This window comes from Patescibacteria group bacterium (assembly GCA_028716045.1).
Lineage (GTDB): Bacteria > Patescibacteriota > Patescibacteriia > JAQUQO01 > JAQUQO01 > JAQUQO01.
Genome location: JAQUQO010000001.1, coordinates 666,716 through 681,113, shown reverse-complemented (window position 1 = coordinate 681,113; position 14,398 = coordinate 666,716). Strand labels below are relative to the sequence as shown.

The 14,398-nt window shown below is 43.9% G+C and carries 13 protein-coding genes and 1 tRNA gene; 11 read left to right on the top strand and 3 right to left on the bottom strand.

Annotation, left to right across the window (positions count from 1 at the left end):
* Nucleotides 1-59 precede the first annotated feature (59 nt).
* From pnp to PHG22_03380, 7 genes are all read left to right on the top strand, one after another.
* The gene (gene pnp / locus PHG22_03410; protein MDD5490814.1) at nucleotides 60-2,258 is read left to right on the top strand and encodes a polyribonucleotide nucleotidyltransferase; all 2,199 of its coding nucleotides are present in this window, start codon (nucleotides 60-62) and stop codon (nucleotides 2,256-2,258) included.
* Nucleotides 2,258-3,640, top strand: a complete 1,383-nt coding sequence (locus PHG22_03405) for a hypothetical protein (protein ID MDD5490813.1) — start codon at nucleotides 2,258-2,260, stop codon at nucleotides 3,638-3,640. Before pnp ends, PHG22_03405 begins: the two co-directional genes overlap by 1 nt.
* 575 nt (nucleotides 3,641-4,215) lie before the next feature.
* Nucleotides 4,216-4,584, top strand: coding sequence for a TraR/DksA C4-type zinc finger protein (locus tag PHG22_03400; GenBank protein ID MDD5490812.1), 369 nt, complete (start codon nucleotides 4,216-4,218; stop codon nucleotides 4,582-4,584).
* Nucleotide 4,585: 1 nt separating this feature from the next.
* Nucleotides 4,586-5,080: a signal peptidase II gene (locus PHG22_03395; GenBank protein MDD5490811.1), complete on the top strand. Its 495-nt coding sequence runs from the start codon at nucleotides 4,586-4,588 to the stop codon at nucleotides 5,078-5,080.
* Complete coding sequence (locus tag PHG22_03390) at nucleotides 5,059-6,195, top strand: ABC transporter substrate-binding protein (GenBank protein MDD5490810.1); 1,137 nt, start codon at nucleotides 5,059-5,061, stop codon at nucleotides 6,193-6,195. Before PHG22_03395 ends, PHG22_03390 begins: the two co-directional genes overlap by 22 nt.
* A gap of 54 nt (nucleotides 6,196-6,249) precedes the next feature.
* Nucleotides 6,250-7,776 (top strand): YifB family Mg chelatase-like AAA ATPase, encoded by a 1,527-nt coding sequence (locus PHG22_03385; GenBank protein ID MDD5490809.1) that lies wholly within the window; start codon nucleotides 6,250-6,252, stop codon nucleotides 7,774-7,776.
* Nucleotides 7,777-7,858: 82 nt separating this feature from the next.
* Nucleotides 7,859-8,380, top strand: coding sequence for a hypothetical protein (locus PHG22_03380; GenBank protein ID MDD5490808.1), 522 nt, complete (start codon nucleotides 7,859-7,861; stop codon nucleotides 8,378-8,380).
* A gap of 88 nt (nucleotides 8,381-8,468) precedes the next feature.
* Here PHG22_03380 and PHG22_03375 read toward each other — a convergent pair whose 3' ends face one another.
* On the bottom strand, nucleotides 8,469-9,329 hold the full coding sequence (locus PHG22_03375) for a hypothetical protein (GenBank protein ID MDD5490807.1): 861 nt from the start codon (nucleotides 9,327-9,329) through the stop codon (nucleotides 8,469-8,471).
* A gap of 157 nt (nucleotides 9,330-9,486) precedes the next feature.
* Nucleotides 9,487-10,290 (bottom strand): hypothetical protein, encoded by an 804-nt coding sequence (locus PHG22_03370; GenBank protein ID MDD5490806.1) that lies wholly within the window; start codon nucleotides 10,288-10,290, stop codon nucleotides 9,487-9,489.
* A gap of 118 nt (nucleotides 10,291-10,408) precedes the next feature.
* Between PHG22_03370 and PHG22_03365 the strand changes: the two genes are divergently transcribed.
* The 3 genes from PHG22_03365 (at nucleotide 10,409) to PHG22_03355 (ending at nucleotide 13,533) form a co-directional block, all read left to right on the top strand.
* Nucleotides 10,409-12,421: an ATP-dependent helicase gene (locus PHG22_03365; GenBank protein MDD5490805.1), complete on the top strand. Its 2,013-nt coding sequence runs from the start codon at nucleotides 10,409-10,411 to the stop codon at nucleotides 12,419-12,421.
* A gap of 138 nt (nucleotides 12,422-12,559) precedes the next feature.
* On the top strand, nucleotides 12,560-13,312 hold the full coding sequence (locus PHG22_03360) for a hypothetical protein (protein MDD5490804.1): 753 nt from the start codon (nucleotides 12,560-12,562) through the stop codon (nucleotides 13,310-13,312).
* Nucleotides 13,313-13,456: 144 nt separating this feature from the next.
* Nucleotides 13,457-13,533 (top strand) — tRNA-Ile (locus tag PHG22_03355).
* Nucleotides 13,534-13,571: 38 nt separating this feature from the next.
* On the opposite strand, the gene PHG22_03350 is transcribed toward PHG22_03355, so the two are convergent.
* Nucleotides 13,572-13,757 (bottom strand): hypothetical protein, encoded by a 186-nt coding sequence (locus tag PHG22_03350; GenBank protein ID MDD5490803.1) that lies wholly within the window; start codon nucleotides 13,755-13,757, stop codon nucleotides 13,572-13,574.
* 103 nt (nucleotides 13,758-13,860) lie between these two features.
* Here PHG22_03350 and PHG22_03345 point away from each other — a divergent pair, with 103 nt between their 5' ends.
* Nucleotides 13,861-14,388, top strand: a complete 528-nt coding sequence (locus tag PHG22_03345; GenBank protein MDD5490802.1) for a DJ-1/PfpI family protein — start codon at nucleotides 13,861-13,863, stop codon at nucleotides 14,386-14,388.
* The last annotated feature ends 10 nt before the right edge of the window (nucleotides 14,389-14,398 follow it).

The window sequence follows — 14,398 nt, the reverse complement described above, 5'->3', positions numbered from 1 at the left end:
TGAGGTTTTTGCCTCGGGAAGTTCAGGAGCTCGCCGATCAGTTGGGCAGAAAGTAATTTATGATTCAACAAAAACATTTTGAAAAGGAGTGGGCCGGCAGAAAACTTATCATTGAGACCGGGCGTTTCGCTCCACAAGCGAATGGCAGTTGTACCGTGCAGTATGGCGATACCTTAGTGCAGGCCACGGCCGTGATGAGCCCGACGGTCAAAGAAGGAATGAATTTTTTCCCCTTGACGGTGGAGTACGAAGAAAAAATGTACGCCGCCGGCAAAATCAAGGGTTCGCGTTTTATCAAGCGCGAGGGGCGACCTACGGACGAAGCCATTTTAACCGCCCGTCTTGTTGACCGCGCCATCCGTCCGCTGTTTGACGACCGCATCAGAAACGATATTCAGGTCGTTTTAACCGTGCTTTCCCTGGACACGGATAATGACCCCGACATTATCGCTTTAATTGCCGCTTCCACCGCTTTATCCATTTCTAATATCCCCTGGAACGGCCCGATTGCCGGAGTCAATGTGAGTAAGATTGAGGACAAATTGATTTTAAATCCCACTTATGAAGAAAGAGCCAAAGCGTCGCTTTACACCACCGTGGCCGGCACCAAGGAAAAAGTGATTATGCTTGAAGCCGAAGCTAAGGAAGCGGCGGAAGAAGAAATGTCAGCCGCGATACTTTTCGGGCAGGAAAATTTGGAGCCAGTGATTAAATTGATTCAAGAAATTAAAAAAGAACTTGGCGAAGAAAAAATTTCCACGGACGATTTATACGCCCAGCAGATTAAGGGTGACCTGGCCGAATTAAAATCACTGATGGAAGAAGCGCAGAAATTTTTAGACGAGAGAATTGAGAAGTATATGTTTGGTGAAATTAAAAACACTAAACAGTCGCGCAAGGAAGCGTTAAGAGAATTAAAAGAATTGTTAAAAACTACCCTGGAAGAGCGGGAGGTTGCCGCCGATATGATAAATGTGATTATGGCCAAAGCCGACAAGCTCGCGGAGCTGCGTATTTCCGAAGCTATCGTGGATAGGGCCAAGCGCGTGGACGGTCGCCAGCTAGATGAGATTCGTCCGCTTTTTTCCGAAGCAGGCATTTTGCCGCGTGTTCACGGTTCGGGATATTTCCGCCGCGGGGAAACTCACGTGCTCTCGGTCGTTACTCTGGGAGCGCCGGGGGACGAACAGGTTTTAGACGGCATGGAAATGAGCGGCAAAAAACGTTACATGCATCATTATAATTTTCCTCCGTATTCCGTCGGTGAGACCGGCCGAATGTCCGGCCCCGGACGCCGCGAAATCGGTCATGGCGCCTTGGCGGAAAAAGCCATTTTTCCGGTTCTGCCGGAGCAGGACAAATTTCCCTATACCATTCGCGTCGTTTCCGAAGTAATGAGCTCCAATGGTTCCAGTTCCATGGCTTCGGTTTGCGGCTCAACTTTAAGTTTGATGGACGCTGGTGTGCCGATTAAATCTCCGGTAGCCGGTATTGCTATGGGTTTGGCGGTTAATTCCAAGGGCGACTGGAAAGTCATTACCGATTTGCAGGATTTAGAAGACGGTTACGGCGGCATGGATTTTAAAATCGCCGGCACGGCCAAGGGTATTACCGCCATTCAGATGGATACCAAGAGCGATGGTTTGCTTAAAGACATAGTTTTACAAACTCTCAAACAAGCGCGCGTTGCGCGTCTCAAGGTTTTAGATTCCATCACGAACGTCCTGCCGGCCCCCCGCGCCGAACTTTCTCCTTATGCTCCGCGCATTGAGTCGTTCTATATCAACCCCGATAAGATTCGCGATGTTATCGGTCCGGGCGGCAAGATGATAAATAAAATTATCGCCGAGACCGGCGTGGATATTGATATTGAAGACAGCGGCTTGGTAAGCGTCACTTCCGCCGATAAAGACGGATTAGAAAAAGCGGTTAAATGGATTAGAGATTTGACCGCCGAAGCGGAAATGGGCAAACTTTATACCGGCAAAGTCACCCGGATTATGGATTTCGGCGCTCTCGTGGAGATCCTCCCCGGGCAGGAAGGGATGGTCCATATTTCCGAATTGGCTCCGTATCGCGTGGCGCGAGTTGAGGACGTGATTAAGCTCGGCCAGGAAATAACCGTTAAAGTGATAAATATTGATAAGGAAGCCGGCAAAATCGGGCTTTCTCTAAAAAGAGCCCAGCCGGATAGCGGTCCCGACGAGCCGGAAGAAAAAAAATTCGGAATCTTCAAAAAAAGAAGCGAGCGCCGATAATGAAAAATAAAGCCATGCCCGATTACTATTCTTTTAGCCAAAGAAGAGAGGCGTATTTGGGTTATTCCAAAAGGCGCCGGCCATCCTATAAATTTATATTTTTATTTTTAATAATAGCCGCAGCCTTACTGGCTGTGGCTATTATATTGATATTTTTTCCCGGAGACCGTTTAATTGATTACGCGCCCGTTGATAAGGTTGTTTATATTCACCTAAACTATTCAGACGATAAGGTTAGCGCGGAATTGGTTCGCGAGCTTAATCGCTTTTGGGGTTTTCCCGAGGAATTTTCCGGTGAAGAAATGGCTTGGGTGGTTTTACCCGATGGCCAAAGATTTTTTTTAGCGAGATTTTTTTCTCGTCCGAATACCTGGCCGGCAAATTTAACGATTAAAGATTTTAGCAACGACACGGTGGCCGTTGGCGCCTCTTCTGCGAATACGGAGCTTCTTTACCGCGATATATTTTGGAAAATTTTCAGCAACCCCCGGGCATATTTTTATTTTAAAATTCCCGGCAGTGATGTTGGCCGAGGTCATATTGATACCTCTAAGCACGCGGCGCCATTACCTTGGGAAAGATATTTGTTTTCAAACATTAAATTGCCTGAAAATATTTATATTTCCCTGGCCAGAAATAATAATCAGCTGATTGTTGATTTTAATTTCCCCCATTCTAAATTGACCGCCGCTTCGTTTATCAATTCTTTCGCCGAAAAACCTTTGCTCTATCTGCGCGGTTTTAATTTTTTTGATTTGTATGGAGAAAGTAAAAAATATATTCCCAAAAATATTTTAGCCAGCGGTGAAAAAGATTTTGATGAGTTGGGGGATATCTTACGGGGAGAGGGAGAACTCTTGGTTGAATTTGAGGATGAAAATAATCCGGTAGATATTAAAAATTTTTTGCGGAACAATTTTTTGCTAATCGTCAATATCTCGTCTAAAGAATTTGACCCGGCCAAATTGGCCAATGTTTTGAAGCGAGTAGTTGGTTATTTATATCCGGAAGAAAAGGAAGTAGTTTTACCGGACGGCAGGGCCATTGAATTTTTACCCAAAGAAATTATTGCTGATTTTACAGAAACAACCCCCGGGGGGCCGCGTATTTTGGAGTCAGAGGGCATTCCTTTAAAAATCAGTTACCAAATCATCAGCCAAGGTAAAAAAAACTTCTTATTTTTGAGCAATTCCGAGGATTTAGTAAAAGAATATACTAAAACTGCTGGCCAGTTATCCGAAGAAAAATTGTTGGGAGTTTTAGATATCAGAGATAAAGGGGGGTATATTAATTTAGAAAAGATTACTAAAAATAATGATTTTTTGGCTAATTTTAGCGAGATATTATTTACATCTGATAAAATTACTGGATTTTTAAAATAATTTGTGGATAAGTTGTTGATATTAAATATTTTTACGAAAAAGCAGGAAAAATATTATCCCCAGAAGTATTTGTTTAAGATAAAAAATGGCTAATATAAGCCAAAAAAATGCGTTGACAATTGCAGGAAAATGTGTTATAATTAACCTATAAGGCAAATTGTGTCGTAGTTCTTTAAATTTAAAGAGATTTTCCTGATTTTATCTAATATTGGGCAAATTTCTTTCTTCTTTACTATTCGTTAAGGTCTAAAATTGGCCGTTAGACCTGGTTATTCCAAACAAAAATAAAAGTGGAAAGGACTAACCCTGGGGATAAGAATTCCCGAGGATAGGCCATAAGAATGGTAAAGGAGCACGCTTATTAAAAAATAGGCCAAAAAGCGTTATCGGAGCTTTTAAAAAGAACCAAATCTTTGTTTCCGCTCTTCCGGAGCGGCGACAGAGTTTGTTAAGAGCTCGGAGGCGCAAGCCCGTATCAAATAATTTTTCCAATTTATATGGAAAACAGCGCGGAACTTGCGCCTTTTTTATTTTCTTGTTAAAATGACCTTATATAAATAAGTAAAGAGAAGTTTATGCCCAGTCAGGAATTTATTGCTAAAATGAAAGAGAAGCTTTTGGAGGAAAAGAAAAACTTGAATGAACGTCTTTCGGGTTTCGCCAAAAAGAAAGCCAAGGATGATTATGATACGGAAATGCCGGAGTATGGCGACAAAGAAGATGAAAATGCCGGCGAGGTGGCCACTTACAGCGACAATCTGTCCTTGGAGCATAATTTAGAAAAATCGCTTCGCGATGTGAGCAAGGCCTTAGACAGTATTGCCAAAGGCACTTATGGAATTTGCAAATATTGCGGTAAGGAAATAGGAGAAAAGCGCCTTGAGGCCCGTCCAGTTTCTACCGCCTGCGTGGAATGCAAGGAAAAATTGACCAAGGGCAAGTAAGATGCGCGGCGGAAAGTTTTTTGGAACGAATTTTTTTTGGGGCTACGGTGCGATTTTATTTTTTTTCGTTGTTGACCGTTATTTCAAATATTTTGTCCAAAATAAACTCCCGGATGAGGGAGTTTATTTTATTTTTCCCCCGTTTAAATTCGGTTTGGAATTTTTTCGCAATAAATTTATTGCTTTCAGTATTCCGCTGCCAGCGGGGATAGCGGTAATTTTTAGCGCGGTTATTTTGGCCGGACTTTTTTTATTTTTATACTGGTTATTCCGAAACGGCCGACGTGCGGCGGCGTTTGGTTTGGTTATTTTAATTGCCGGCGCTCTAAGTAATTTTGGGGATAGAATAATTTACGGGTATGTCATAGATTATGTCGGCTTTGCGTCTTTGTCGTTTTTTAATTTGGCTGATATAATGATAGCAGTAGGAGCGTTTTTATTTATAATTAAATATAAAGGTAATAATATTAAGATATGTCCAAAAGAAAAATTTTAATTATAATTGTTAGCATCATTGTTCTCGCCGCTGCGGTTTATCTATTATCCAATAATTTTATCGGTGGTGAAAAAAAGTTGTTGAAAATCGGCGTAATTTTGCCATTGGAGGACTCTTTTTTGAAGCAGGGGCCAGCGATGAAGGCGGCGGCTGATTTGGCAATGAGAGAAATTAATGGCCAAAACGGCAAGGTGCGAGTGGAGCTTTTGTATCGCGATGGCGGATGCGAATCCAATAAAGCGGCCAGAGGAGCAGAGGATTTAATCAATAAAGAGGAAGTTAATTTTGTCATCGGCGGATTTTGCGAAAGCGAAATTATGTCCATGGCCAAGGCGGTGAAAGGGCGGGAGGCGATTGTTATTGCTTCGGCTGGCGGCGGTGTCAGCGGAAGCGGCGCAGATAATTTTTTTAGTTTAGCGGTTAATAATGATAAGGAAGGTTTCATGCTGGCGGAATATCTCGCCACTAAAGCCAAGGTTGGCACGGCGGCGGTGGTTTATGAAAAAAAAGATTATGCCCTGACTTTAGTTGAAGATTTTAAAAGATATTTTTCAGCCAAGGGAGGAAAGATAGCGGCAGATATTTATTTTTATCCGAAGAGTTTTGAGGCGTCTGAAATTATCAACGAGCTTAAGGGTAAAGATTTCGGCGCTTTAGTTTTAATATCAGAAATGCCGGCTGTTGCTGAAAAAATTGCGTTAGAATTAAAAACCGCCGGCCTGGAAAAAACAATATTTCTCCCCGGTCAAATGTTTAGTAATGATATTTGGAAAGATTATTCGTCTTTAGACGGCTTTTATACCGTGAAAGCAGTGAGCGAAGAAAATAAAAAATTTGAAAAATTTGCAGAAGCGTTTAAAAAGAGATATGGTGAAGAGGTTTCTTTCGCTGCCGAGCAAGCTAATATCTATTCCACGATTTATTTGTTGGCCGAAGCGGCCGGAAAATATGGAGATGATTTTGGTAAGATAAAGAATTATTTAGTTAATCTCAAAAAATGGGAGCAGGCTTTGGGGAGCTTGAGTTTTGACGAGGCGGGCAATCGCCTTTCTTCATACGCCGTTTACGTGATTAAAGACGGGAAACTGGAAAGCGTTAAAGTATTCAAACCGTGAAATAAAATTTATTTTTTTAAATAGAATGCCCAGCGAGTTCTGGGCATTTAAAATATGTCGGCAAAAGTTTTTTCTTCGGCCGCTATCGGCCTTTTTTGCGCGCCCATTGAAGTGGAGGCGGACGTTTCTTCCGGTTTGGCCAATTTTATTGTTGTCGGTTTGCCGGATACGGCGGTGCAGGAGTCGCGCGAGCGCGTGCGGTCAGCCATAAAAAACAGCGGTTTTCAGTTTCCGCGGGGAAGGGTGGCGGCCAATTTGGCGCCGGCGGACATCAGGAAAGAAGGGCCGGCTTACGATTTGCCGATGGCTTTGAGTTTACTGTTGGCCTCGGAACAGATTTTGCTTAAGGAGGATCTATCTAAGTCAATTTTAGTAGGCGAACTGGCGCTGGACGGTGAGGTGCGGGGAGTGAATGGAGTTATCTCGCTGATGCTGATGGCGCGGGAAAAAGGATTTGAGAAAGTTTATTTGCCGGAGCCGAACGCGCGCGAGGCGAGTTTAATCAGCGGAGTAAAAATTATTCCGGTGAAAAATTTAAGCGAGCTCATTCAGTTTTTACAAAAAGAAAAAATACCGCCGGAGGTGGAGCCGTTGGATTTTCAAAGTGAACTTCAAAATGTTGATTATGGTTCAGCGGACATGGCTTACATTAAAGGGCAGGAACAGGCCAAGCGGGCGCTGGAAATTGTCGCCGCCGGAGCGCATAACATTTTAATGAGCGGACCGCCGGGTTCAGGAAAAACTTTTTTAGCGCGGACAATCCCCACTATTCTGCCTAATTTGACCGTGGAGGAGTCGCTGGAGATAACCCGCGTTTATTCCGCCGCCGGGTTGTTACCACCCAATCAGCCAGTGGCGAGAAAGCGTCCTTTCCGCAGTCCGCATCACACCGCTTCGGGCGTGGCGTTGGTCGGCGGCGGGACCTGGCCCAAGCCGGGAGAAATTTCTTTGGCGCACCGCGGAATTTTATTTCTGGACGAGTTTCCGGAGTTTGACCGGCGGGTGCTGGAAAATTTGCGCCAGCCGCTGGAGGATGGCGTGGTGGCGGTTTCGCGCGTTTCCGGCACGGTGGAATTCCCCGCCAAGTTTATTTTGGTGGCGGCGCAAAATCCCTGTCCTTGCGGTTACGCTTCTGACCCCAAAAGAATTTGCACCTGTTCGCCCATGCAGATTTTAAAATATCAGAAAAAGGTTTCCGGTCCGCTTTTGGACCGCATTGATATTCATATTGAAGTGCCGCAGATTGATTTTGAAAAAATGGTCAGTGACAACCACGGAGAAAGTTCGGCGGATATCCGCGGGCGAGTGGAAGCGGCGCGGGGGAGGCAAAGAGAGCGTTTTGGCAAATCGGGCATTTTTGCCAATAGCGAGATGTCATCGGAAGAAGTTAAAAAGTTTTGTCCGCTTAGAGAAGACACGCGCGAGCTTTTGCGCAATGCCGTGGCCCAGATGCGGCTCTCGGCGCGTTCTTACCACCGCGTTTTGAAATTGGCGCGCACCATTGCCGACTTGGCGGGGAGCGAGGAGATTACTACTGAATATGTGGCCGAGGCCTTGCAATATCGACCAAAAGCGGACTAGTATTTCGTTGGTATTGATTTTTTAAAGACAGTATGTAAGAATGTTTAATAATTTAGAATAATTGTTCTTTCAAATAAATTTAATGAAAGGTAAAAAAATAATGGAAACCGGTAGCACGATTTTGTTTGTTGTATTGGTTGCGGTCGCGACTTTCTATGCTTACATAGGGAAGAGGTACGATGAGTCCTTAGAAAACGGCGATTATGATTCGGCTCTGCGATTCGGCTATTTTCTGGGCGACAAGGCGGTGGCCAGGGTAAATTATTTTCGTTATAGAAATTTTGCGAATCCTCTCGCCGCTTGTCTGTTTTTGAAAAATTTATTAGAGCAGACCCGGGATGAAGCTCTGAAAAAAGAAATTTCCTGCTCAATCGAGGAGATACAAAAAGACAAACAGAAGCTTTACGATTATCTATGTGCGGAGAAAAACTGGGCAACCGCGTATTTAATAGCGGTTGATTCTGACTTAGGCGAGGGGTTGATTCAGAATGCCTTGAATAATTTATCCGCCGAACAGGTGACGATTTTAAAAAAAAGTACGGCTTGGGGGAATTTACGAAAAGAGGCCTCGCCTGACGAGCAACGCGCTTTGGAGGTTATATAAAAATATCAAGACCCTTTAACAGACCTAAATCAATGGGTCTGTTTTTAATTAAAAAAGCCCAAGCGTTGCTTGGGCTCAAGAACAGATTTTATGAGGCCGCGATTATCCTTTTGATGTTGTCATATAGTTTTGGCGGGCAAGCGAGACGTTCCGCAGTATAGGCGCTGAAAAGGCGGTGCAACCAGGTTCTTTTTTTCTGACATCTGATTTTTAGATGATTCGCTACTTTCCGATTTTTTATCCGCCAAACGATATCCTCAATTATCGGGGCAACAACGATTTCACCATAGGCTTTTACCATCGCGCCGCAAGTGGAACAAATAAAGTCCAGCCAATCGGAGGATTTTTGTTCGATTATGTTTCCTCGATAATACTGGGTTTCCGTATCGCAGATTATGATTTCTCCGTGAGATGTGTATATCATATTAGGAGCAATAAGTTCTCCCCACATAATATTTCTGCCGTGCATTTCGTTTATAACGAGACAGGCCTTTTTTATCATCCCCCTTTTTTCTTCAAAATGATACTTTGGGATGCGGTCAGACAGGACGTCAAAAAGGTTCTCATTATCAACATAAGGCATGGCTATCACATTCGGCATTTGGATATTTATTATCGGGATGAATGAGTTTTTGATAAAGGCTTGCTGCCATTTTTTAGGAGTAAGAGATTTGATACAGTATTTTTCAGTGGCCCACTTCGCCAGTCCGTCAAGTAAACGGTGGATGATAGACAGGGGATAAGCGTAAACAAGAAATATCCATTTGCCGCTGCTTAAAGGAAAACAGTCGGTTATAGTGGAATAATTTTCTACTTGTGATTCTGGATTGCGGCTCGCCACTTTATTACCACGTAGAATACAGGGCAATCTGAAGAAATTTCCCTTTTTAAATTTAATCGCTGACTTCTCTATTTCCTCAATTTCTTCAAGCGTATAATTTTCGTCCATTTTTTATTCTCCAAGGGTTTAATTTTTGTCAAATTTTGTCAAACAACAGTAGTCATTTATTGTAGTAAATTTTGAATATTTTGTCAAACCTTACCCCGCTTACCTTAAAGAAAAAACCGCGAATTTTTATCGCGGTTTTTAAGATAAAAGTTTTAAATCATTCCCCGTATATTCCCCTATTTTGAGGTGGCAGCATTTCGGATATAATTCTTGCGATATAATCAGCTTGTGTTTTTAGCTTTTCCACCACTCTTAAAGATTCTTGCTCTTCTTCTTCGGTTATTTTTTCGCCATTCATTTTTTTGTTATAGAGTTTTTCTATAATTTCCACATTTTCTATTTTAGGCAGTTTAACCGGTTCTCCTATGCGATAAGTAGCAATGCCGTTTCCTTTTAGGCGTCCGATCAGAGCTTTAATTCTATTTATTCTTCCGGCTAAGCTTAGGGAGGCGTTTTCATATTCAAGTGCCGTGGGGATAATGGACGCTCCCGTTTTTTGGGCTAAATAAATCGGGCCTATTTTCGCTTTTTGCATTTTTTCTTCGTGAGTGAATGGATGTATAACTATCCACGGAGTTTTCCCTTCCGCCATTTTTTGCGATATCTTTTCGAAATCTTTGGGATTAAATTTACCTTCTTTCCTTTTTGCTAATTTTTCGTATTGCAGAGGGCTAAAATTTTCTTTTCCTGTCAATTGAAATATATACCACTGGGGCTCAGTTGGTTTGAATAATGTTGATTCAATCGTAATCTGTAAATCCAAGATATCTCCCAACGCCACGATAGCCGCTAGCGCGTCTAGATTGGAAATATGGGAGGAGACAATAATATAATTTTGATTTTGGCATTTTTCTTTAATATTTTCTTTGCCAATAATGCAGAATCTTTTGCAAAATATTGATACCACAAGACGGGAAAACAGGAATAATCTCTTAGGTGTTTTATGTTGTTTTATTTTCATCCTTTTATCCTCCAAAATTTAAATTTTCAAAAAACATTAATTGGGTCATTTTAGCATTTTTATTTATCGGTGTCAATTCCTTGCCTATTTTGTTACCGTGTTATAATGTTATTATATTATGACGAGGTATTTTCTCCATCCCAATAATCAATCATTCCCCACGAAGATAAATTATCAGGAAGAGTTAAATGAGGAGCAGTATCGGGTGGTGACCGAGGGCGAGGGCCCTTGTTTGGTTTTGGCCGGAGCGGGGAGCGGCAAAACGCGCACCCTTATTTATCGCGTGGCTTATCTCTTAGAAAAAGGCGTGCGGCCCAACAACATTATGCTTGTCACTTTCACCAATAAGGCGGCCAAAGAAATGCTTAATCGCGTGGAGTCGCTTTTAACCGATTCTCCTCGCGGACTGTGGGGCGGCACCTTTCATCATTTGGGCAACCGCATTTTGCGCCGGCACGCCGGCAAATTGGGTTATAACAAAAACTTTAACATCTTGGACGAAGAGGACGCCAAGGATTTTCTTAAATCCTGCGTGCGGGAACTGGGCATTAACGTCAAAGATAAGTATTTTCCCAAGGTTGATGTCCTGCACGCACTTTTTAGTTTTAAAGAAAACAGCCGGCTGTCAATCGCCGAGATTGTGGAAAGTAAATATAAGCAAATAGGCGAGCCGCTCCTCCCGACGATTGAAGAAATTTATCGTTTCTACAATAATAAAAAATTAGCTTCCAACGTAATGGATTTTGACGATTTGCTCGTTAATTGGCATCGTTTGCTAGTGGAGCATCCGGAGGTGAAAAATAAAATAGCTGACGAACTCCAATATATTTTGGTTGATGAGTATCAGGATACCAACAAAATTCAGGCGATGATTATGGAATCGCTCGCCGCGCGGCATCGCAATATCTTGGTGGTCGGCGATGACGCGCAAAGCATTTATTCTTTCCGCGCCGCCAACGTGGACAATATCTTGGATTTCCCCAAACATTTTCCGGAAGCTAAAACTTTCAAACTGGAGACCAATTATCGCAGCGCCGAAACCATTTTAGATTTGGCCAACGCCAGCATCAGCAATAATGCGCGGCAGTTTAAGAAAAATTTAAAAGCGATAAAAGAGGGAGGTTCGCGGCCCACCGTCGTTCCTTGCAAGGACAATTACGAGCAGGCGGAGTTTATCGCGCAGAGAGTTCTGGAATTAAGAGACCAGGGCAAGGATTTAAAAAATATGGCGGTGCTTTTTCGCGCCGCTTATCAGGCGCTGGAATTGGAGCTGGAATTGAATAAGCGCGGCATTCCTTATATTGTCCGCGGGGGCATCAGGTTTTTTGAACAAGCGCACGTTAAGGATATCGTCGCTTATCTCCGCGTTTTTGCCAATAATAAAGACGAACTCTCGTGGACGAGAATTTTAAGGTTATATCCGGGCATCGGCGAAGCCACGGCGCGGAAGGTCTGGCAAAGAATCTCCGATTATAGCTCGGTAGCGGATATTGTTTTAGAAAATGTTTTAGAAAATATCGGCTTTAGCGAAAGGTGCGGCGCGGGTTTGCGGCAATTGAATAATTTACTGCGTTCTCTTCTTAATATCAAAGACAATTTCATCGCTTCGGCCATTACTTTGATTTTAAAGGATTACGAAAAATATCTGGAAGCAACTTTTGAAAATTGGCGGGAGCGGTGGGAAGACATCTCTCAACTTTCCAATTTTTCCGTTTCTTATAAAGATTTAGACGATTTTTTGGCCGACGTGAGTTTGTCCGAAGGTTGGCGTGGGGACCCTTCGACTTCGCTCGGGGCGGGGAGTGCCGATGACTATTTGGTTTTGTCCACCATTCATCAGGCCAAGGGGCTGGAGTGGGACGTGGTTTTTATCATTCACTTGGCCGAAGGGCAATTTCCGCATTATAAAGTTTTTGCCGACCCGCGCGAGATGGAGGAGGAGCGGCGGCTGTTTTACGTGGCGGTGACGCGCGCCAAAAGCGAGCTTTATTTATCTTTCCCGATTATCAGTTTTAGCTATACGACCGGCGAAAACATCAATCGTCCATCCACTTTTTTGTCCGAAGTGCCGGAGGATTTGTTTGATAAGTGGGAGATAGCTGGGGAAGATAAGGTTATTGAATATGATTAGGGGTTGACAGAATATATAAAATATACTACAATATTTTGTTAGTTCTTTTTACCGCTTATATTTGCGATAGTCGCGAATAGAGGCAAAAAACTCCAGCCCGGAGAGTAGGGCAAATTTAATGGTAAGGAGGAAAGGCTCATGGGAAAAGATGAGAAGGTCCGACAAACCGATGATGGACAAACGTTGGAGTTCGTGTCAGCGGTGGTTAACAGTTTACCGCGAAATCTGACGCCAGAGCAAAAGAAATTTTGGATTAGCAGGCAGGGCCGTAAAGGCCTGTTGACCAAGCGCCTGCGCGAAGCGCTGGGTGACACCGAGTCAAAGTTGGATATCCAACTTGAGGAAATAGTCCGCTTTTATCAAGAGGTCTTTGGTCTTACGGTGGATGCGACCCAAGTTGTGTTGCCTCCCGAACGCCAAAGATTTGGTTGGCTCCTTTTGGTACCGGCCGAGATGACTCTGAATCGCGCCTGGGCCAAGTGCCAAGAGCGGTTCAAGGAATACTGGTCGTATTATGGCGATGACTTGGACCAAGCCGTGCCAATCAACGAGCGCGACCCGGCCAAAATCGGCGCTTACGCTGTCCGTTTCCGGGACCGCGTGGAGGCCGATGAGGAATGGAAAAACACTTCGGCCAATCAAATCGCCTCCAAGGAAATAACCACTATCACATTACTTGAACGGTTATCGCTTGGGCTGTGGTATCACTGGAAAACCGGCGGTAAGCACCTTGACATCCATAATTGGACGCTCTGCGCCGGTTCGCGCGATTCCTATGGCAACGTTCCGCACGTCAGCTTAGATGCCGGTGGCGAGTTCAGGGTCGGTTGCTTCCATCCCGGCTTTGGCTGCGGCGGCGGTCTCCGTCCCCGCGAGGCCGCAGCTTCCTAACCCTTTTCGCTCTTTTTTAACCCTTGCCCACATTCGTCTTGCGAATGTGGGCCTTTTTTGTAAATTATTGAAATTTAGATATTATTTTGTTATACTAATTTTACAATTCGCACCAGTAGCCCGCTCATCGGGAAAACGCTTTAGGGGCATGTAGCTCAGTTGGTTAGAGCACCACTCTTATAAAGTGGGGGTCGATGGTTCAAATCCATCCATGCCCACCAAAGTTTACATTTTTGGTCGGTAGGTTAATAATTTATTTTTACGCCGGCGGGCGGGTAAAGCGGGGGTCAATGGCCTGCCTGCTCGCCTCGCTACCGCTATGGCGAAGCGGACCGGCAGGCAGGTTCCTGACTCCACTTACTTCTGGCGGGACGGCCAAATCTCGGAGCGTAGCGGAGACCCCGTCGAATGACGGGGCATCCTGGCGCACTATAATAATAACCAAAAACCAATAATCAAAGGGTTATGGAATTTGGTTATTTTTTATTTGCCAGTAGCTATATTTTTTACTATAATTGATTTGGATTTTAGAAATAAAAAAGCCAAGTATGTCTAATTTTCAAAAAGTTTTATTGGTCATAGCGCATAAAGATTTCCAACTCGTGGAATACAGTGAAGCCAAGCAAGTTTTGGCAGCCGGCGGTATTGAAGTCGTGACAGCGAGCGATGAGGCAGGGATAGCCACGTCCGGAGGTGGCGGGGGACAGACAAATGTTGATTTGACGCTGGATGAAATAAATCCGCCGGAGTATGACGGTTTATTTATAATCGGCGGTCCCGGAGCTTTGGAACATTTGGATAACGAAAAATCGCATAAACTCCTGCGCGATTTTGTCGCCGATAACAAGGCGGTGGGAGCGATTTGTATTTCCACGCGTATTTTGGCCCACGCCGGAGTTTTGAAAAATAAAAAAGCCACCGGCTGGAATGGCGACAATGAACTGGGCGGAATTTTGTCAGCCGCCGGAGCCGAATATATGCGCGCGCCGGTGGTAGCAGATGGGAATTTAATTACTGCGACTGGCCCGCGGGTAGCGGCGGAATGGGGTATGAAGATTTTAGAATTATTCAAATAAATCTAAAATC

Excerpts from the sequence above, each read along its gene's own strand:
- pnp (MDD5490814.1), top strand. The coding sequence starts at position 60 with ATGATTCAACAAAAACATTTTGAAAAGGAGTGGGCCGGCAGAAAACTT.
- PHG22_03405 (MDD5490813.1), top strand. The coding sequence starts at position 2,258 with ATGAAAAATAAAGCCATGCCCGATTACTATTCTTTTAGCCAAAGAAGA.
- PHG22_03400 (MDD5490812.1), top strand. The coding sequence starts at position 4,216 with ATGCCCAGTCAGGAATTTATTGCTAAAATGAAAGAGAAGCTTTTGGAG.
- PHG22_03395 (MDD5490811.1), top strand. The coding sequence starts at position 4,586 with ATGCGCGGCGGAAAGTTTTTTGGAACGAATTTTTTTTGGGGCTACGGT.
- PHG22_03390 (MDD5490810.1), top strand. The coding sequence starts at position 5,059 with ATGTCCAAAAGAAAAATTTTAATTATAATTGTTAGCATCATTGTTCTC.
- PHG22_03385 (MDD5490809.1), top strand. The coding sequence starts at position 6,250 with ATGTCGGCAAAAGTTTTTTCTTCGGCCGCTATCGGCCTTTTTTGCGCG.
- PHG22_03380 (MDD5490808.1), top strand. The coding sequence starts at position 7,859 with ATGAAAGGTAAAAAAATAATGGAAACCGGTAGCACGATTTTGTTTGTT.
- PHG22_03375 (MDD5490807.1), bottom strand. The coding sequence starts at position 9,329 with ATGGACGAAAATTATACGCTTGAAGAAATTGAGGAAATAGAGAAGTCA.
- PHG22_03370 (MDD5490806.1), bottom strand. The coding sequence starts at position 10,290 with ATGAAAATAAAACAACATAAAACACCTAAGAGATTATTCCTGTTTTCC.
- PHG22_03365 (MDD5490805.1), top strand. The coding sequence starts at position 10,409 with ATGACGAGGTATTTTCTCCATCCCAATAATCAATCATTCCCCACGAAG.
- PHG22_03360 (MDD5490804.1), top strand. The coding sequence starts at position 12,560 with ATGGGAAAAGATGAGAAGGTCCGACAAACCGATGATGGACAAACGTTG.
- PHG22_03345 (MDD5490802.1), top strand. The coding sequence starts at position 13,861 with ATGTCTAATTTTCAAAAAGTTTTATTGGTCATAGCGCATAAAGATTTC.